The 18,711-nt window shown below is 73.9% G+C and carries 18 protein-coding genes; 15 read left to right on the plus strand and 3 right to left on the minus strand.

Going from position 1 to position 18,711, the window contains the following annotated elements; translation table 11 throughout:
* Positions 1-117: 117 nt before the first annotated feature.
* Together ACWEMJ_RS02895 and ACWEMJ_RS02900 are read left to right on the plus strand one after the other, a co-directional pair.
* Entirely contained in the window at positions 118-303 is a 186-nt protein-coding gene (locus tag ACWEMJ_RS02895; RefSeq protein WP_452135141.1) for a hypothetical protein, read from the plus strand.
* A 29-nt stretch (positions 304-332) separates the two neighbouring features.
* Positions 333-626: a DUF1330 domain-containing protein gene (locus ACWEMJ_RS02900; RefSeq protein WP_452135142.1), complete on the plus strand. Its 294-nt coding sequence runs from the start codon at positions 333-335 to the stop codon at positions 624-626.
* A 70-nt stretch (positions 627-696) separates the two neighbouring features.
* Here the strand turns inward: ACWEMJ_RS02900 and ACWEMJ_RS02905 are convergent, their stop codons facing one another.
* Positions 697-1,113 carry a hypothetical protein gene (locus tag ACWEMJ_RS02905; protein ID WP_452135143.1) on the minus strand — a complete coding sequence of 139 codons (417 nt, stop codon included), beginning with the start codon at positions 1,111-1,113 and terminating at the stop codon, positions 697-699.
* A gap of 189 nt (positions 1,114-1,302) precedes the next feature.
* Between ACWEMJ_RS02905 and bioB the strand changes: the two genes are divergently transcribed.
* From bioB to bioD, 3 genes are read left to right on the plus strand one after another with little or no spacing between them, the layout of a single operon-like run.
* The gene (gene bioB, locus ACWEMJ_RS02910; protein WP_452135144.1) at positions 1,303-2,520 is read left to right on the plus strand and encodes a biotin synthase BioB; all 1,218 of its coding nucleotides are present in this window, start codon (positions 1,303-1,305) and stop codon (positions 2,518-2,520) included.
* Positions 2,521-2,579: 59 nt separating this feature from the next.
* The gene (locus tag ACWEMJ_RS02915) at positions 2,580-3,830 is read left to right on the plus strand and encodes an adenosylmethionine--8-amino-7-oxononanoate transaminase (RefSeq protein WP_452135176.1); all 1,251 of its coding nucleotides are present in this window, start codon (positions 2,580-2,582) and stop codon (positions 3,828-3,830) included.
* A gap of 14 nt (positions 3,831-3,844) precedes the next feature.
* The gene (bioD, locus tag ACWEMJ_RS02920; RefSeq protein ID WP_452135145.1) at positions 3,845-4,579 is read left to right on the plus strand and encodes a dethiobiotin synthase; all 735 of its coding nucleotides are present in this window, start codon (positions 3,845-3,847) and stop codon (positions 4,577-4,579) included.
* An 81-nt stretch (positions 4,580-4,660) separates the two neighbouring features.
* On the opposite strand, the gene ACWEMJ_RS02925 is transcribed toward bioD, so the two are convergent.
* Positions 4,661-5,266, minus strand: coding sequence for a TetR/AcrR family transcriptional regulator (locus ACWEMJ_RS02925; protein WP_452135146.1), 606 nt, complete (start codon positions 5,264-5,266; stop codon positions 4,661-4,663).
* A 94-nt stretch (positions 5,267-5,360) separates the two neighbouring features.
* On the opposite strand from ACWEMJ_RS02925, the gene ACWEMJ_RS02930 reads away from it, so the two are divergent.
* Both ACWEMJ_RS02930 and ACWEMJ_RS02935 read left to right on the plus strand, forming a co-directional pair.
* Entirely contained in the window at positions 5,361-5,942 is a 582-nt protein-coding gene (locus ACWEMJ_RS02930; protein ID WP_452135147.1) for a dihydrofolate reductase family protein, read from the plus strand.
* 65 nt (positions 5,943-6,007) lie between these two features.
* Positions 6,008-6,481, plus strand: coding sequence for a hypothetical protein (locus ACWEMJ_RS02935; protein WP_452135148.1), 474 nt, complete (start codon positions 6,008-6,010; stop codon positions 6,479-6,481).
* A gap of 24 nt (positions 6,482-6,505) precedes the next feature.
* On the opposite strand, the gene ACWEMJ_RS02940 is transcribed toward ACWEMJ_RS02935, so the two are convergent.
* Complete coding sequence (locus tag ACWEMJ_RS02940; RefSeq protein WP_452135149.1) at positions 6,506-7,438, minus strand: aldo/keto reductase; 933 nt, start codon at positions 7,436-7,438, stop codon at positions 6,506-6,508.
* Between the two features lie 129 nt (positions 7,439-7,567).
* Here ACWEMJ_RS02940 and ACWEMJ_RS02945 point away from each other — a divergent pair, with 129 nt between their 5' ends.
* From ACWEMJ_RS02945 to ACWEMJ_RS02980, 8 genes are all read left to right on the plus strand, one after another.
* Positions 7,568-8,524 (plus strand): LysR family transcriptional regulator, encoded by a 957-nt coding sequence (locus ACWEMJ_RS02945; protein ID WP_452135150.1) that lies wholly within the window; start codon positions 7,568-7,570, stop codon positions 8,522-8,524.
* A gap of 513 nt (positions 8,525-9,037) precedes the next feature.
* Positions 9,038-10,012, plus strand: coding sequence for a TauD/TfdA dioxygenase family protein (locus ACWEMJ_RS02950; protein WP_452135151.1), 975 nt, complete (start codon positions 9,038-9,040; stop codon positions 10,010-10,012).
* 46 nt (positions 10,013-10,058) lie between these two features.
* A complete protein-coding gene (locus tag ACWEMJ_RS02955) occupies positions 10,059-11,234 on the plus strand; it encodes an ROK family protein (protein WP_452135152.1) in 1,176 nt (391 codons plus the stop codon).
* 82 nt (positions 11,235-11,316) lie between these two features.
* Positions 11,317-12,918, plus strand: coding sequence for an ABC transporter substrate-binding protein (locus tag ACWEMJ_RS02960; RefSeq protein ID WP_452135153.1), 1,602 nt, complete (start codon positions 11,317-11,319; stop codon positions 12,916-12,918).
* Between the two features lie 3 nt (positions 12,919-12,921).
* On the plus strand, positions 12,922-13,866 hold the full coding sequence (locus ACWEMJ_RS02965) for an ABC transporter permease (protein ID WP_452135154.1): 945 nt from the start codon (positions 12,922-12,924) through the stop codon (positions 13,864-13,866).
* 43 nt (positions 13,867-13,909) lie between these two features.
* Positions 13,910-14,755 carry an ABC transporter permease gene (locus ACWEMJ_RS02970; protein ID WP_452135155.1) on the plus strand — a complete coding sequence of 282 codons (846 nt, stop codon included), beginning with the start codon at positions 13,910-13,912 and terminating at the stop codon, positions 14,753-14,755.
* A complete protein-coding gene (locus tag ACWEMJ_RS02975; RefSeq protein ID WP_452135156.1) occupies positions 14,752-16,368 on the plus strand; it encodes a dipeptide ABC transporter ATP-binding protein in 1,617 nt (538 codons plus the stop codon). The genes ACWEMJ_RS02970 and ACWEMJ_RS02975 overlap by 4 nt, the downstream gene beginning before the upstream one ends.
* Entirely contained in the window at positions 16,365-18,695 is a 2,331-nt protein-coding gene (locus ACWEMJ_RS02980; RefSeq protein WP_452135157.1) for an arylsulfatase, read from the plus strand. Before ACWEMJ_RS02975 ends, ACWEMJ_RS02980 begins: the two co-directional genes overlap by 4 nt.
* Positions 18,696-18,711: the final 16 nt, after the last annotated feature.

The raw sequence follows: 18,711 nt of genomic DNA on the forward strand, positions 1-18,711 counted from the left end.
TGACCGCCCTCCCCCGCCGACGCCCCACCGAGACCACCCCCTGAATCGGAAGCACTCACTCGTCGGACCTGCCCGACCTGCCCGACCTGTTCGCCGCGGTGGGCGTGCTCGGCGTCGGTGGCTTCTCCGCCGCCGAGCGCTACGAGCTTCAACTACGTTGTCCGCAGCGCCATCGGCGGCCTGGTTCTCGCCGCAGAAACCGGCCCCGACCGGCGCCTCCCGACCCTGGTCAACCTCGCCGCCATCGCCGTCACCGCACTGACCGCCCTCGCCCGCCGACGCCCCACCGAGACCACCCCCTGAATCGGAAGCACTCACACACTGGAGGTTCCATGCCCAAGGGCTACTGGGTCAGCGTCTACCGCACCGTCTCCGACCCCGAGCAGCTGGCCGTCTACGACAGCCTGGCCGGCCCGGCCGTGCGGGCTGCCGGCGGCCGGGTCCTCAGCCGCGGCAGCCGGATCGTGGCCCACGACGCCGGCATCGCCGAACGCACCATCCTGATCGAGTTCGACACCTTCGAACAGGCCGTCGCGGCCCGCGACAGCGCGGCCTACCAGGACGCGCTGGCCGTCCTCGGCGACGCCGTCGAACGCGACTTCCGCATCGTCGAAGGCACCGACTGACAGCGGCGCGGTCGGATCCGCGCCGCGGGTCCGACCGCCTCGGTGTCGCCGCCCGCCGGGCGCGGCCCGCTCAGTCGAACGCCACGACGAGCCGGACGGCCTCCTGCCCGTACCGGTCGGCCAGGGCCTTCATCACGGCGAACACGTGCGGCCAGTGCGTGCCGCCACCCAGCACGCCGTCGACCGCCTGCGGATCGAGTCCGGCGAGCTCCGTCCAGCCGACCCACGTGGCGTCGTCCAGGAACTCCAGTCGGGCCCGCAGCTCGGACGACACGTCGGGCGGCAGGCCCCGGCCGGCCGCGAGCGGACGGACGCCCGCAAGGTTCCGCACGCCGAACAGCAGGCCGAAGGCCGCATAGTCGGTCCGGTCGTACAGCGGCCACAGGTCGATCGCCGCGATCCACGGTTCGGCGTCGTCGGTGTCGAGGTATCCGGCGTCCACGCCTGGGTGACGGTGTTCGATCGCGCCGTGGATGCTCGTCGTCATGGCGCCGCAGGCTAATGGCACCCCTGTCCGAGCGCCTGTGCGTTTCCGCCGGCGTCCGCCGGACGCCCCTGCGCGGGGTGTTCGTCGCAGCAGGTCAGCGGGTGTTGTGACTACTCGCACACGCTCCGGGCGATCTTCTGGCGTGTTCCCTCTGGCGGACGGTGGGCCCGCCCGGGCAGGATCGGGCGCATGGATCTCCTCGACACGCTGACCGACAAGGGCCTTCGCCGGGAACTGCCCACCCGCGAGGAGGCGCTGGCCGTGCTGGCCACCACGGATGACGACCTGCTGGACGTGGTCGCGGCGGCGGGGCGGGTGCGCCGCCAGTGGTTCGGGCGGCGGGTGAAGCTGAACTACCTGGTGAACCTGAAGAGCGGACTGTGCCCGGAGGACTGCTCGTACTGTTCGCAGCGCCTCGGCTCGAAGGCCGAGATCCTCAAGTACACGTGGCTGAAGCCGGAGCAGGCCGCCGAGGCCGCGGCCGCCGGTGTCGCGGGCGGCGCGAAGCGGGTGTGCCTGGTGGCGAGCGGCCGCGGGCCGACGGACCGGGACATCGACCGGGTCGCGGACACCATCGCCGCCATCAAGGGCGCGGACGAGCAGGTCGAGGTGTGCGCCTGCCTGGGCCTGCTGTCCGACAATCAGGCGGAGCGCCTGAAGGCGGCCGGCGCGGACGCGTACAACCACAACCTGAACACCTCCGAGAGCACCTACGGCGACATCACCACCACCCACACCTACGCGGACCGGGTGGACACCGTCACCAAGGCGCACGGCGCGGGCCTGTCGGCCTGTTCGGGCCTGATCGCCGGCATGGGCGAGAGCGACGAGGACCTGGTGGACGTGGTCTTCGCGCTGCGCGAGCTGGACCCGGACTCGGTGCCGGTGAACTTCCTGATCCCGTTCGAGGGCACCCCGCTCGCGGAGGAGTGGAACCTGACGCCGCAGCGCTGCCTGCGGATCCTGGCGATGGTCCGGTTCGTCTGCCCGGACATCGAGGTACGGATCGCGGGCGGCCGCGAGGTGCACCTGCGTTCGATGCAGCCGCTGGGCCTGCACATCGCCAACTCGATCTTCCTGGGCGACTACCTGACCAGCGAGGGCCAGGCCGGCCAGGCCGACCTCGACATGATCAAGGACGCCGGCTTCGAGGTGGAGGGCGCCGAGCAGACCACCCTGCCCCGCCACCGCGCGGCGGCCGCCGGCGGCTGCGGCGGCGGCGCCTCGGCATGCGGCAGCGAGGGCAGCGAAGGCCCCGGCGCCTGCGGCGGTCACGACGAAACGAGCGCCTGCGGCCCGTGCGGCGGCGGCCGGCACGCCCAGGACGAGGACGACGACGCGGCGCGCACCGACCTGGTCCGGGTGCGTCGTCGTGGCGCGGGCACCGAACTGGCCCCGAACGCGTGAGCGACGCAGAGCGGTTGCTCGACCTGGACCGGGCGCACGTCTGGCATCCGTACGGCCCGATGCCGGGGACGGTCCAGCCGTTCGTGGTGGAGTCGGCCGCGGGCGTGCGCCTGCGGCTGGCCGAGCCGGTGGGCGGGCACCAGGAGCTGATCGACGGGATGTCGTCCTGGTGGGCGGCAATCCACGGCTACCGGCACCCGGAGCTGGACGCGGCGGTCCGCGACCAGCTGGAGCGGATGAGCCACGTCATGTTCGGCGGGCTCACCCACCGTCCGGCGGTCGAACTGGCCGTCAAACTGGTGGAGTTGACGCCCGAGCCGCTCCAGCACGTGTTCCTCGCCGACTCCGGTTCGGTGGCGGTCGAGGTGGCGTTGAAGATGTGCCTGCAGTACTGGCAGTCGCTGGGGCGGCCGGAGAAGCGGCGGGTGCTGACCTGGCGCGGCGGCTACCACGGCGACACCTTCCACCCCATGTCGGTGTGCGACCCCGAGGGCGGGATGCACCACCTGTGGGGCGGGGTGCTGCCCCGGCAGCTGTTCGCGGCCGAGCCGCCCGCCGGGTACGACGCCCCCGCCGACCCGGAGTACCTGGCGCACCTGGCCGACCTGATCGAACGCCACGCCGGCGAGCTGGCCGCCGTGATCGTCGAGCCGGTGGTGCAGGGCGCGGGCGGCATGCGCTTCCACTCCCCCGCCTATCTGACCGCGCTGCGCGAGTTGTGCGACGAGCACGACGTACTGCTGGTCTTCGACGAGATCGCCACCGGCTTCGGCCGCACCGGCGAGCTCTTCGCCGCCGACCACGCGGGCGTCTCCCCGGACGTGATGTGCCTCGGGAAGGCGCTGACCGGCGGCTATCTGACGCTGGCCGCCACCCTGTGCACCAGCAGGGTCGCGGAGGGCATCTCGCGCGGCGAGGTCCCGGTGCTGGCGCACGGGCCGACGTTCATGGGCAATCCGCTGGCGGCGGCCGCCGCCAACGCCTCGATCGACCTGCTGCTGCGTCAGGACTGGCGCACCGAGGTCAAGCGCATCGGGACGGCGCTGGTCGGCGCCCTCGCGCCGTGCGCCGGGCAGCCCGGGGTGCGGGACGTCCGGGTGCTGGGCGCGATCGGCGTGGTGCAGTTGGACGCGCCGGTCGACATGGCCGCCGCGACCCTGGCCGCCGCCGAACAGGGCGTGTGGCTGCGGCCGTTCCGCGACCTGATCTACACCATGCCGCCGTTCGTCACCGGCGATCCGGACGTGGCCGCGATCGGCCGCGCCGTGGCCGCCGCTGCCGCCGCGTCGCACGCCGTCCGCAGTAGCTGATTCGAGGAAGCACCATGGCACGCGTTCTGTTCGTCACCGGCACCGGCACCGAGGTCGGCAAGACCGTCACCACCGCCGCCGTCGCCGCGCTCCGCACCACGCCGGTGGCGGTGCTCAAGCCCGGGCAGACGGGGCTGGCGCCGGGCGAGCCGGGCGACGTGGACGAGGTGGCCAGGCTGGCCGGACCGCTGGTGCACGGCGTCGAACTGGCCCGCTACCCCGAGCCGTTGGCCCCCGACACGGCCGCCCGCCGGTCCGGTCTGCCGACCCTGTCGCCGGACGAGGTGGCGAAGACCGTGGCCGACCTGGCCGACCGCTTCGAGGCGGTGCTGGTGGAGGGCGCGGGCGGGCTGCTGGTCCGCTACGACGAGCAGGGCCGCACGCTCGCCGACCTCGCCGCCGCCTGCGAACTCGCGGGCGTGCAGGCCGAGTTCCTGCTGGTCGCGGCGGCCGGCCTGGGCACCCTCAACACGACGGCGCTGACGGCGGAGGCGCTGCGCCACCGCGGCCTGGCGCTGCGCGGCGTGGTGGTCGGCAGCTGGCCCGCCGACCCGGACCTCGCGGCCCGCTGCAACCTCGCCGACCTGCCGTCCGCCGCCGGCGCGCCCCTGCTGGGCGCCCTGCCGGACGGGGCCGCCGCTGCCCAATCCCCGGCCGCCTTCCGGGAGTTGGCCGCGTCCTCGCTGGCACCGTCGCTGGGCGGCCACTGGGACGCGCAGGCGTTCGCTTCGGAGCACCGCCCCGGCTGAGCAGGGGCGGTGAGACGGCGCGGCGGGGCTGGTTGCCCGTCGCGCCGTTCGCGCTTTCCGGGCGCCCGGAGCCCCCTCCCGTCACCGCCCGCCCGCGCCGCGATCCGCCTCCCGGCCGCCGATCAGGCGGGCCACCAGCTCGTCCACCAGCGTCGTGCGCTGCTCGGGCGTGAACAGCTCGGGCAGGGCGAGGCGTTCCAGGATCAGCCAGTTCAGCGCCAGGTAGAGCAGTTGGACGGCGGTGGCGTCGCCCGGCAGGCCCGAGGCGAGGTGGTAGTCGACGTTGAACTGGAGGTCCTCGCCGATCCGGCGGGTGACGGTCTCGCGCAGCTCGGGGCGGCGCAGCGCGGCCAGGCGGAGTTCCAGCAGGGCCAGGAAGCCGGTCGGGAAGTCGGCGATCCGGTCGACGAGCTGGTGCATCAGTTCGGCGACCCGGGCGGTGTCGCGCGGGCCGGTCAGGCCCTGGGCGAGGGTGTCGGGGTCGGCGCCGAGGCGTTCGTACACGCGCTCGGCGCACTGCATGAGCAGGGCGTCGCGGTTGGCGAAGTAGTTGGAGGCGGTGCCGGCCGGGACGGCGGCGCGCTGGTCGACGGCGCGGAAGGTGAGTCCGCGGGCGCCTTCCTCGGCGAGGACTTCGATCGCGGCGTCGAGCAGGGCCGCGCGCCGTTCGGGATTGCTTCGGGCCATTGCTTGTAACCACTCCAGTCGTAGTGCTACGGTCTTACCACTCCAAGCAGAGTACTACAGACCGAGTGGTCACATTTCTTCGGAAGGTTCCTGTATGCGAAAGCTCGTGTACTACGTCGCCGTCTCCATCGACGGCTTCATCGCCGGCCCGGGCGGCGAGTTCGATTTCTACCCGGAGGCTCCCGACATGGTGGAGTACCTCCGCTCCGAGTTCCCCGAGACCATGCCGGGCCACGTCCGGCCGCACCTCGGCCTCGACGGCGTGCCGAACAAGCGCTTCGACACCGTCCTGATGGGCCTCGGCTCGTACCGCCCCGCGTACGACCACGGCATCACCAGCCCCTACCCGCACCTGAAGCAGTACGTGGTGTCCTCCAGCCTGCCCGAGCCGACCGACCCCGCGATCAATGTCGTGCGCACCGATCCGCTGTCCCTGGTACGGGAGTTGAAGCAGCAGCCCGGCGACGGCGACATCTGGCTGTGCGGCGGCGGAGTGCTGGCGGGCGAGCTGCTGCCCGAGATCGACGAACTGGTCTGGAAGCGCTACCCGGTCCTGGCGGGCACCGGCATCCCCGCCCTCGCCGGCCGGTTCCGGCCGCGCCCGTTCACCCCGGTCGAGACCCTGTCGTTCAGCAACGGCGGCACCGTCACCACCTACCGCCCGACCCCGCAGTAAAAGGGCTGTCCCGTCGCTCCCCCGCGCCGGCATCATGATCCGCATGACCGCAGACCGAAAGGCCCGTGCCGCGTAGCCGGCCCGGCGCACTCCGCGCCGATCAGCAGGACGACCCGCGCTCCTGGAACGCCCCGCCGCCGCCCCGCATCCCGTGGCTGTCGGTGCGCACCGGCCTGGCGATTCACCGGTTCGAGCGACGCTGCGCCGACTACTACGTCTACCCCGGCGCCACCGACCGGGCGTTGCGACGGTACCGGGCGTTCGCCCTGGCACCGGGCCGCTGCGCCCTCTACCCGCAGGACGCGCAGTGCCCGTGCCGCGGCTGCTCCTTCGACGACGTACGGCACGCCCGGGACGTCCTCGACCAGGTCATCCGTGCGCTGCCCGCCCGCGCCCGCCGGGAGCTGGCCCGCCACGTGGCCGTACTGGACGCCGCCTACCTCCGGCGCACCCTGCCCGATCCCTTCGCAGACCGACGCCAGTGGCGCGCCGACCGCTGGTGGCACCGCCGTCTCGCCGGTGGCCGGGTGGGGCCGTGAGTCCCGCCCGAAGCCCCCGTCCGTTCAGCCTGCCAACGTCGCGAACGTCGCCAGCGCGGCGAGTTCGGCCGCGTCGAGCGCCAGCGTGCCCGCCGCGGCGGAGTCGCGGACGGACGCGGGGCGCCGCGCGCCCGGAATCGGGACGACGATCGGCGACTGCGCCAAGTGCCAGGCCAGGCAGACCTGTTGAGGGCTCACCCCGCGCGCTGCGGCGAGCGCATGGAACGGGGTGGTGGCCGGTGGGGCGGCGGCCGTGGGGTCGTCGACGGCGCTGCGGGAGATGCCGCCGAGCGGGCTCCAGGGGAGGAAGGCCAGGCCGAGGGAGGTGCAGAGGTCGAGGGTGTCGCGGGTCTCCTGGTGGGCGGGCGAGAAGCGGTTCTGGACGGAGACCAGGCGCTCGCCCAGGATGCCCCGGGCGGTGCGGATCTGTTCGACGTCCACGTTGGAGAGGCCCACCGTCCGCACGGTTCCCGCGTCAGCGAGGTCGCGCAGGGCGCCGACCGACTCGGCGAACGGCACGGCGGGGTCGGGCTTGTGGAGCTGGTAGAGGCCGATGGCCTGCCCGCCGAGGCGCGTCGCCGACGCCTCGGCCGCGCGGCGCAGGTGGCGGGGGTCGCCGTTGACGGTCCAGGAGCCGTCGCCGGGCCGGCCCCGGCCGCCCTTGGTGGCGATCAGCACGTCGTCCGGGTCGCCGCCGTAGCAGGCCAGCGCGCGGGCGATCAGCCGTTCGTTGTGGCCGAGTTCGCCGGCGTGCCAGTGGTAGCTGTCGGCGGTGTCGATCAGCCGCACACCGGCGTCGAGTGCGGCGTGCACGGTGGCGATCGCCTGCGCCTCGTCGGGCCGGCCCTCGACGGACAGCGGCATCGCGCCGAGCCCGATCGCGCCGACCGGCACCCCGCCGACGGTGCGGACGCCGCCACCGAGCCGCCCCGACCCGTCCCCCAGGTACTCGTTCACGTTCCCCCGGCCCTCTCGAATCCGCCGACCGCCCGCCGTTCATCGGGTGATCGTTCTTGTCGAACACCCTGCCGGGCAGCGGTCGCCAGCGGTAGTGTCGATCAGAGGACACCGTTTTCAGGGGAACTGTTGATCGACGTACAGCGGCTGGCCGTCCTGCGGGAGGTGGCGCGGCAGGGCAGCTTCAACCGGGCCGCCGCCGCGCTGCACTGCACTGCCTCGGCGGTCTCGCAGCAGATCGCCGCACTGGAGCGCAGCCTGGGCACGCCCGTGGTCGAACGGTCCACCCGGGGCGTCACGTTGACGGACGCGGGGCGGGTGCTGGTCGAGGCGGCGGACGCGATCGCGGCCGAACTCGCCGACACCGAGCAGCGCATCACCCGCCTGACCGCCGCCCGCACCGCGCTCACCGTCGCGGCCTTCGCCAGCGGCGGCCGTCGGCTGCTGCCGGGCGCGCTGGCCGGGTTCGCGGCCGAGCATCCGGACGTGGAGCTGACCGTCCTGGAGGCGGAGCCGGAGGACGCCCTGCCCGCCGTCCGCGAGGGGCGCGCCGACCTCGCGCTCGCCTATCACCTGGACGGGCCGCCGCCGTCCCGCGCCGGCGACCGCTCCGGCCTGGACTGGACGCCCCTCGCCGAGGACCCGCTGCGCGTCGTCCTCCCCCGCCGCCACCCGCTGGCGCTGCGCCACGCCGCGCAACTCGCCGACCCGGACGCCGCAGGCCCGGCCCCCGTCGCCCTGCACCTGGCCGAACTCGCCGACCAGCGCTGGATCCTGGGCTGCCGAAAGTCCGCCGGCCAGCTGGCCCGGTTCGCCGCGCTGGCCGGCGTGGACGTGCGGATCTCCTGCACCGCGACGGACTACGAGTTCGCGCAGTCCCTGGTCCGCTCGGGCATCGGCATCGCGCTGATCCCGCAGATCGGCCTCGCCGACCACCCCGACCTGCTCGCCCTCCCGCTCGCGGATCCCGCCCCGCGCCGCCACCTCGGCCTCGCCCTCTCCCGCCGCCGACGGGGCCACCGCGCCCGCCTCGCCGAGGATCTCGCCGCCCGCCTCACCGCCGAGGCCGGCACGCTCCCCGCCTGATGCCCGCCCGATGCCCGCCTGATCCCGACGGGGCCCGCGAGTTGGTTCCGCTCCGAGAGTTTTGACCGCCGGACGGGCCCGGGACAAGGCCGGACGGTGGTTCGTCGTCGCTCCGCCACGGTCGCGCAACGGGCCGAAATACTCCGCAACACCCGCCCCGAGCTGGGCAGATGGCGATTGACAGCGGGCGTTCGACCTGAGCACGATGAAGGCCGAGCCCAGTCGCAGCGAGCCGGAAGGAGGGCCGATGCGTACCCCTGTCGAAAGCTGTCGTCCGTCGTGCCCTGCCCCGGCGCCGGCCTGCTGCGGTGGCTGTTGTCCGTGCCGCTGCGCGTCCTGACGCCCGGCCGGTCCCTTCTCGGCCGCTGACGCCTGCCGTCCCGGCCCGCCGAGCGATCGGCCGGCGGGCCGCCGAGCGATCGAACCGCGGCCCTCCGAGCAGCCGTACCCGCATGCCGTGGCGCAGCGCTGCCCGCTTTCCCGTGTCCCGTACCTTCCCGAAGGAGCATCACCATGTCCGTCTCCACCCCTGCCCCCGCACCGACCGCGCTGCGCCTGACTCCGGCGGCCGGCCGGATCGGCGCGATCGTCCACGACGTGAAGCTGGGCGGCGAGCTGCCCGCCGAGACGGTGGCGGCGATCGAGGCCGCCCTGTACGAGCACAAGGTGCTGTTCTTCCGCGGCCAGCAGCATCTGGACGACGCCGAACACGAGGCGTTCGCCCGGCTGTTGGGCCACCCGGTGACGCACCCGACGGTGCCCAGCGCGGACGGCCGGTACATCTTCGAGCTGGACGCCACCAAGGGCGCCCGGGCGAACAACTGGCACACCGACGTGACGTTCGTGCCGTCGTACCCGAAGGCGTCGATCCTGCGGGCGCTGGAGCTGCCGGCGGCGGGCGGCAGCACGGTGTGGGCGAACACGGCGGCGGCGTACCAGGATCTGCCGCAGCAGCTGAAGGCGCTCGCGGAGAACCTGCGGGCGGTGCACACCAACGACTACGACTACGCGGCGAACCTGGTGCTGGCACCGGAGTTGGCGGAGAACGCCGAGGTGGCGCGGCTGTTCCGGCAGGTGTTCGTGTCGACGGCGTTCCGCACCGAGCACCCGGTGGTGCGGGTGCACCCGGTGACGGGCGAGAAGAACCTGCTGCTGGGGGCGTTCGCACAGCGCCTGGTGGGGGTGTCGGTCAACGACAGCCGGACGCTGATCGGGCTGTTCCAGCGGTACGTGGAGCGGCTGGAGAACACGGTGCGCTGGGAGTGGCAGGTCGGCGACGTCGCGATCTGGGACAACCGGGCGACCCAGCACTACGCGGTGAACGACTACGGCGACCAGCCGCGCGTGGTGCGCCGGATCACCCTGGACGGCGATCTGCCGGTGGGTGTGGACGGCGAGCCCAGCCGCCTGCTGGAGCCGGCCGACCCGCCGCGCGTGGCGGGCCTGGTGCCGGCCGCCGAACTGGAGGCCGAGGCCCTCGGCCGCTGAACCGCCGGACCCTCCAACCCGCCGAGCCCGAACCGGAGTTGACGCCATGCCCGACCCCTCCCCCCGTACGGGCGACGACCGCCGGACGGCGAACGCGGCCGTCGTGCTGCGCGCGGTGCTGGACCACGGTCCGGTGGCGCGCAGCACGGTGGCCCGGCTGACCGGCCTGAGCGCGGCGGCGGTGTCGCGCCAGGCGGTGGACCTGCTGCGGCTGCGGCTGCTGACGGAGCGCCCGGAGTCGGCGGCGGCGGGGGTGCGGGGGCGTCCGCAGGTGCCGTTGGACGTGGACGCGGATCGGCTCGCGGTGGCGGGGTTGCACCTCGGGGTGCCGCACAGCACCTTCGCGGTGCTGGATCTGCGCGGCCGGGTGCTGTTCCGCCGGGAGTTGTCGAACGGCGGCCGGACCGGTCCCGCGGTGCTGGATCCGCTGCTGGCCCGGCTGCCCCGGCTGTTGGCGGCCGGGGCGCCGGGCCGGCGGGTGCTCGGCCTGGGTGCGGTGACGGGTGGCGCGGTGGATCCGGAGCGCGGTGTGGCGGTGCGCCACGAGCCGTTGGGCTGGCGGGAGTTGCCGCTGGGCGCGCTGCTGGAGCGGGCGACGGGGCTGCCGGTGCGGGTGGACAACCACGCGCGGGCGCTGGCGGCGGCGGAGTTGCTGTTCGGGGCGCCGGCGGCGCGGCGCTCGATGGTGCACCTGTTCGTGGGGCACGTGGTGGACGCGGCGATCGCGGTGGCGGGGACGGTGCACCAGGGTCCCCGGTCGGGGACGGGCGACGGCGGGCACCTGCCGGTGCCGGGCAGTGCGGTGCGCTGTCACTGCGGCCGGGTGGGCTGTCTGTCGGTGGCGGCGTCCGACACCACGCTGTTCGAGGCGGCGGCCGCGCAGGGCGTGATCGCCCGCCCGGACCGGCAGTTGATGATTCTGGCGGTGCGCTCGGGCGACCCGCGCGCGTTGGCGCTGGTGCGCGCGCGGGCCCGGGTGGTGGGCGGGGCGCTGGCCCTGCTGGCCGATGTGGTGAACCCGGATCTGCTGGTGCTGACGGAGACGTTCGCGGCCATCGACCCGGCCGTTCTGGACGTGGTGCGCGAGGAGTTCGCGCTGCGTTCGCACCTGCACCGGGACGCCTCGGTGGTGGCGCAGCGCTTCGGCGCGGACGCGCTGGCGGTGGCGGGCGGCGCGCCGGTGCTGGCCGAGTTGTACGCCCGTCCGCTGCACCGCCTGTGACGTGCCCGCGCGACACCCGACGGGCCCGGGCCCGCCGTCCCCCTCCTTTTCTTCTCGACTACCGATTGAGGACTTTGCGACCATGACCGTGTTCTCCACCGCTCCCGGTGGCCCCTTCCCCGCTTCCCCGCCGACCCGCCGCAGTGTGCTGCGCGGCGGCCTGGCGGGCGCCGGCCTGCTCGCCCTATCCGGGTGCCGTTCGGCGGCGGACGCGTCCTCGCGGGCGGCCGAGGACGGTGCGGCGCCGCGCCGCGGCGGGGTGTTGACGGTGGGGGCGCAGATCGACTTCACGCCGGCGCTGCTGTTCGCGCAGAGTGCGAACGTGCTGGTGCACCGGCTGGTCTTCAACACGCTGACCAGGTACGACGACCAGCTGCGCCCGCAGCCGGAGTTGGCGTCCGGCTGGGAGGTGGCGGCGGACGGGCTGAGTGTGCGGCTGCGGCTGCGGGAGGACGTCACGTTCCACAGCGGGCGGCGGTTCACGGCGGACGACGTGGTGTTCGCCGTGAAGAACCTGCAGGATCCGGTGCGTTCGGCGCAGTTGCGGTCCACGGCGGCGACGGTGACGGAGTTCCGCAAGAACGGGGATTTCGATCTGACGCTGGTGCTGGCGCATCCGGTGTCGAATCTGTTCGACCTCTTCGAGTTCATGATCATTGCTGATCGGGAGTCGATCGAGGACGCGGTCACGGGCAGCAGGTTGATCGGCACCGGCCCGTTCCGTTTCACCGAGCGGCGTCCCGGCTCCTCGCTGAGCTTCGTGCGCAACGAGGCGTACTGGAACCCGGGCCGCCCGTACCTGGACGGGGTGGAGATCCAGGTGATCCCGCAGGCGGAGACGCTGCTGTCCTCGGTGCGCACCGGCCGGACGCACCTGTCGTACGCGGTGCGCGGCAAGGACGTGGCCACGCTGCGCGGCGACTCGCAGTTCCGGATCACCCAGTACGACACGGGTTCGGGCGCGTTCTACATCGGCGCCAACCTGGCGTACCCGCAGGTGCAGGACCGCCGGGTGCGGCAGGCGATCGCCTGGGCGATCGACCGCGACCGGCTGGTCGAGCAGGCCCTCGGCGGGTACGCGACGGTGTCGTCGGTGCCGTGGCCGAAGTCCTCGCCGGCGTACCGGGAGCAGGACGCGACGTACTACCGGCACGATCCGGCGAAGGCCCGTGAGCTGCTGCGGGAGGCGGGCGCGGGCTCGCTGTCGCTGCCGTTGGCGCACTCGGCGGAGGCGGGGGCGGCGGCGGTCGCGCAGGTGCTGCAGTACGACCTGCGGCAGGTCGGCATCGACGTGCAGTTGCAGCCGGTGGACTCCCCGACCATGCAGAAGCAGCTGATCGCCCAGTCGATGCCCGCGCTGTGGACGCTCAGCCACGGTTTCGCGCAGCTGCACCCGGCGACGCTGGCGGTCTCCGCGTACCCGTTCAACGAGGCGAAGAACACCTCGCGGTTCTCCTCGCCCGCCTACACCGAGGTCGTCCAGCAGGCCTGGAAGCGTTCGGACAGCGACAGCGCGGAGGCGAAGGCGCTGTACCAGCGGGTGACGGACGTGCTGCTCCAGGAGCAGTTCATCATCGACCTGGCGATCGCGGGGCTGGTGGAGGTGGCGGGGGCGCGGGCGCGCGGTGCGACGCTCAACAAGTTCGGCTACCTGAACCTCGACGACGCCCACCTGGTGGGCTGAGCGGTGCGGGGCTTTCTGACGAAGCGGCTGCCGAGCGCCCTGGTGGTGCTGGTCGCCGCGTCCTTCCTGGTGTTCCTGATGCTGCGGCTGATCCCGGGCGACCCGGCGACCACGCTGGCGGGCCCGGACGCCTCCCCGGCGACGATCGACGCGATCCGGGCCCGGCTGGGGCTGGACGAGCCACTGGCGGCGCAGTACCTGCACTGGCTGGGCCAGGTGCTCACCGGCGATCTCGGCCCGAGCTACGCGATCGGCGGCCAGGTGTCCGCGCTGATCGGCGACGGCATCGCGGCGACCGCTCAACTCACCGTCGCGGCCCTGCTGTTGGTGGTGGCGCTGGCGGTTCCGGTGGCGCTGCTGGGCGCCTCGGCGCGGCGCCGTCCGGCGGCGGGCCTGCTGCGGGCGCTGACCACCGGCGCGCTGGCGGTGCCGCCGTTCGTGACGGGCGTGCTGCTGGTGCTGCTGTTCGCGGTGTCGCTGCGGCTGCTCCCGGCGGGCGGGTACGCGGCGTTCACGGACGCGCCGGACCTGGCGGTGCAGTACCTGGCGCTGCCCGCGCTGTGCCTGGCGCTGCCGAGCGCGGCGATCCTGGCCCGCTACCTGCAGGACGGGCTGGAGCGGGCGCTCGCCGAGGACTACGTGCGGACGGCGACGGCGCTCGGCGTCCCGCGCCGGCGGATCCTGTGGCGGCACGCGCTGCCGAACGCGCTGCCGTCGGCGGTGACGGTGCTGGGCCTGCAGATCGGCCAGCTGGTGGCGGGCGCGGTGGTGGTGGAGCGGATCTTCGCCTGGCCGGGCCTGGGGCAGTTGATCGAGCAGGGCGTGCAGCGCCGCGACTACCCGGTGGTGCAGGACCTGCTGCTGCTGGTGGTGGCGGGCTACGTGGTGGTGCAGCTGCTCACCGACCTGGCGTACTCGTGGCTGGATCCGCGGGTGCGTGCGGAGTGAGGCCGACCGTGTTCATCCGATTCTCGAAGGGAGTGGTCCGAGGATGAGCGTGCTCTCCGTTGCGGCCTTCCGGCCGGTCCGCAACCGGTACCTCGCCGGGCTGGCGACCTGGCGGGGCGTCACCGGCCTGCTGCTGGTGGGCGCGGTGGCGCTGGCGGGCCTGCTGGCGCCGGTGCTCGCGGACGCAGATCCGAACGCGCAGGGCCCCGAGGCGCTGGCCGGCCCGGGCGGGGCGCACCCGCTGGGCACCGACGACCTGGGCCGGGACCTGCTGAGCCGGGTGCTGCACGGCATCGGCACCGACCTGGCGATCGTGCTGACGGCCGTGCCGGCGGGCGCGCTGGCGGGCGCGGCGCTGGCCCTGCTGGCGGGCGCCTCGCGGGCCGCCGACCTGGTGGTGCAGCGATTGTTCGACCTGATGCTGTCCTTCCCGGGGGTGATCCTCGGCCTGGCCGTCACGGCGGTCCTCGGGCCGGGCCGCTGGCCGGTGGTACTCGTCATCACGCTGGCCGAAATCCCGTATTTCGGGCGGCAGTTGCGGGCGGGGATCCTGGTGCAGCGGGAGCGCGAGTACGCCGTCGCGGCGCGGGTCGGCGGGGCGGGCCGGGCCCGGGTGCTGCTGCGGCACGTGCTGCCGAACGCGGTGGACCCGCTGATCGTGCAGGGCGCGGTGGCACTGTCGGTCGGGGTGTTCATCGAGGGCGCGCTGAGCTTCCTCGGGCTGGGCGTGCGCCCGCCGGATCCCACCCTCGGCAGCCTGATCAGCGGCTCGGTGGCCTACCTGGATACCAGCCCGCTGCTGGCCGCCGCCCCGCTGGCCGTCACCACGGCGCTGGTGCTCGGCTTCACGCTGATCGCCGAGGCCCTGAACCGAGGAGTACGCCGATGACCGGGACCACGCCCCTGCTGCGGGTCGACGGCCTGTCCGTCGCGTTCGGCGACCGGACGGTGGTGCGCGGGGTGGACTTCGCGCTCGGGGCCGGGGAGAGCCTGGGCGTCGTCGGCGAGTCCGGCTCGGGCAAGTCCACCACCGCCCTGGCGCTGCTGCGGATGCTGCCCGCGGGCGGCCGGATCACCGGCGGCAGCGTCGAGTTGTCCGGCCAGGACCTCGCGGCGCTGCCGGAGGCGGCGCTGCGCGCGGTGCGCGGCCGGCGGATCGCGATGATCTTCCAGGATCCGATGTCCTCGCTGAACCCGGTGCTGACGGTGGGCCGCCAGCTGGACGAGGCGCTGCGGGCGCACGGCGACCGCCGCCCGCGGGCCGAACGGGCCGCCCGCGCGGCGGAGTTGCTGGACCTGGTGGGCATCCCCGGGGCGGCGCAGCGGCTGCGCGACTTCCCGCACCGCTTCTCCGGCGGGCAGCGGCAGCGCATCATGATCGCGCTGGCGCTGGCGCACGACGCCGAGGTGCTGGTCGCGGACGAGCCGACCACCGCGCTGGACCCGACCGTGCAGCGGCAGATCCTGCGGCTGCTGGCCCGGATCAACCGCGAGCGCGGCACGGCGCTGCTGGTGATCAGCCACGACCTGGGCGTGATCGCCGAGACCTGCGAGCGCCTGCTGGTGATGCGCGACGGCGAGGTGCTCGAACACGGCCCCACCGAGCGGCTCCTCACCGATCCCCGACACCCGTACACCCGGGCCCTGTTGGCGGCCGTGCCACGCCTGGACGCGCCGTCCCGCGCGGCGGCGAACAGTACGCCGGGGAGCGAGGCGCTGCTGGTGGTGCGCGGCCTCGCCAAGCACTACGGGCCGCGCCGGCGGCGCGTCGCGGCCCTGGACTCGGTGGACCTGGAGCTGCACCCGGGCGAGACCCTCGGCCTGGTCGGCGAGTCCGGCTCGGGCAAGTCCACGCTGGCCCGGGCGCTGGTCGGCGCGCACGCCCCGTCGGCGGGAGAAATCCTGCTGAACGGACGGCAGTTGGGCCGCCCCGGCGCCCGCCGGGACATCCAGCTGGTCTTCCAGGACCCGTACTCCTCGCTCAATCCGCGCCTGACGGTGGGGCAGATCGTCGCGGAGCCGCTGATCGCGCACCGCCTCGGCGACCGCGCGCAGCGCCGCCGCCGGGTGGCCGAACTCCTCGAACAGGTCGGCCTGGAGGCGTCCGCGGCGGCCCGTGCGCCGCGCGAGTTCTCCGGCGGGCAGCGCCAACGGATCGGCATCGCCCGGGCGTTGGCGCCGGAGCCGAGCGTGCTGGTGTGCGACGAGCCGGTGTCGGCGCTGGACGTGTCGGTGCAGGCCCAGGTGATCGAGCTACTGGCGCGGCTGCAACGGGAGTTGGGCCTCGCGGTGCTCTTCATCGCGCACGATCTGGCGGTGGTCCGGCAGGTCAGCCACCGGATCGCGGTGCTGCACCAGGGCCGGATCGTCGAGTCCGGTCCGGCGGACCGCGTCGTCGGCCGTCCCGAACACCCGTACACCGCCGACCTGTTGGCGGCCGTCCCCGCTCTTCCCCGTACCGTCCCCACTCTTCCCCGCACCGTCTCCGGGAGCCTCCTATGACCTCCTCCACTCCGCAGCGCCGCGACCCGTACCGGGGCTTCCCCGGCCGGATCGGGCGGACCTTCGCGGACTCCGTCCCGTCCTGGCCCGAGCGGCAGCGGCCGCCGGAGGGCGCGCCGAACATCGTCGTGGTGCTGGTCGACGACCTCGGGTACAGCGACATCGGGCCGTTCGGCGCGGAGGTGCCGACGCCGGTGCTGGACGGCCTGGCCGAGCGGGGCGTCAAGTTGACCAACTACCACACCATGCCGCTGTGTTCGCCCGCCCGGGCGGCCCTGCTGACGGGCCTGAACCCGCACCGGGTGGGCTACTCGTTCGTGGCGAACGCGGACCCGGGCTTCCCCGGCTACGGCATGGAGATCGCCGAGGACATCCCCACCCTCGCCCAGCTGCTGCACGACGCCGGCTACGCGACGTACGCGGTCGGCAAGTGGCACCTGACCCGGGACTCGGCGTCCTCGGCGGCCGACAACCGCGCCAACTGGCCGCTGCAGAAGGGCTTCGACCAGTACTACGGGGTGCTGGAGGGCCTCACCAGCCTCTTTCATCCGCACCAACTGGTGCGCGACAACTCGCCGTTGGACATCGACGAGTTCCCGGACGGCTACTACCTCACCGACGACCTGACCGACCAGGCCATCGGCATGATCAAGTCGCTGCGGGCGCACGACGCCGACAAGCCGTTCTTCCTCTACCTGGCGCACAACGCGGTGCACGGCCCGCTCCAGGCCAAGCCGGAGGACCTGGCCCGCCACCGGGGCCGGTACGACGGCGGGTGGGACGAACTGCGCGAGCGGCGCTTCGCCCGGCAGTTGGCGGCGGGGCACTTCCCGCCCGGCACCGAACTGCCGGAGCGCAACGCCGAGGCCGGGCACCAGGTCGGCCCGTGGGACGAGCTCGACGAGGTGCAGCGGGCGCTGTACGCCCGCTACATGGAGGTCTACGCCGCCATGGTGGACAACGTCGACCAGAACCTCGGCCGGCTGACCGAAGTGCTGGACCGCCTCGGCGAGTTGGACAACACCATCGTGGTCTTCACCTCCGACAACGGCGGCACCGGCGAGGGCGGCGCGGAGGGCACCCGCAGCTACTTCAGCCGCTTCGTCCACCACCCCGACCTGCCGGCCGACTGGAATCCGGACGTGCGGCGGGAGATCGACCTGATCGGCGGCCCGCAGTCGCTGGTGCACTACCCGCGCGGCTGGGGCATGGCCTCCAACACGCCGTTCCGGCTGTACAAGGGGCAGACCTACGCGGGCGGGGTGCGGGTGCCGTTCGTGCTGTCCTGGCCGGCCGGCCTGCCCCGGGCGGCCGCGGACTCCGGGGTGCGCCCGCAGTACCAGTACGTCACCGACCTGCTGCCGACCCTGCTCGAACTCGCGGGCCTCCCAAGGCCGTCGGAGCGCGCCGGCCGTCCGGTGCAGGAGCTGGACGGGGTGTCGTTCGCCTCCGTGCTGCGCACCCCGGACGCGCCGTCCACCCACCCCGAGCAGTACTGCGAGATGACCGGCAACCGCTCCTACTACCGGGACGGCTGGAAGCTGGTCACCCTGCACCGCCCGGGCACCCCGTACGACGACGGCGAGTGGGCGCTGTACGACCTGCGCACCGACCCCACCGAGATCCACGACGTCTCCGCCCAACACCCGGATCTGGTGAAGGAGTTGGCGCAGGCCTGGGAGGACGCGGCGTGGCGCGACGGGGTGTTCCCGCTGGCCGACGCCTCGGGGGCGCTGGCGCTGCGCGGCCCGGAGGAGCAGTGGCTGCGCCGGCCGGTCACCCTGCTGCCCGGCACCCCGGAGCTGGAGCGCTACCGCTCCTCGCGGCTGATCTCGTTCCGCTCCTTCCGGGTGGAGGTGGCGCTGACCGCGCACGCGGCGCACGACCAGGGCGTGCTGGTCTCGCACGGCGACCAGGGCGGCGGCTACAGCCTGTACGTGGAGGACGGGCGGCTGCGCTTCGCCTACAACCAGTACGGCGATCTGTTCGAGGCGGACGCGGGCCCGCTGGCGGCCGGCGCGCACCGGGTGGTCCTGGAGGCGGCCGCGGTCGCCGACCTGAAGTGGGACTTCCGGGTGCGGGTGGACGACACGGTGACGGGCCGGCTCGGGCCGGTGCACCAGCTGATCGGGATGGCCCCGTTCCAGGGCATCAGCGTCGGCGTCGACCGCAAGTCCCCGGTCTCCTGGCCGCTGTGGGAGCGCCACCGCTCCTTCCGCTACTCGGGCCTGCTGCGCTCGGTCACCTACCTGCCGGGCCCGGCCGCCCCGTACGACCCGCAGACGGTGGCGCGGGCGCTGCGGGAGGCGGCGGCGGCCTTCGAGTGACCGGGAGTTGTTGACC

The organism is Kitasatospora sp. NPDC004531 (assembly GCF_053602195.1).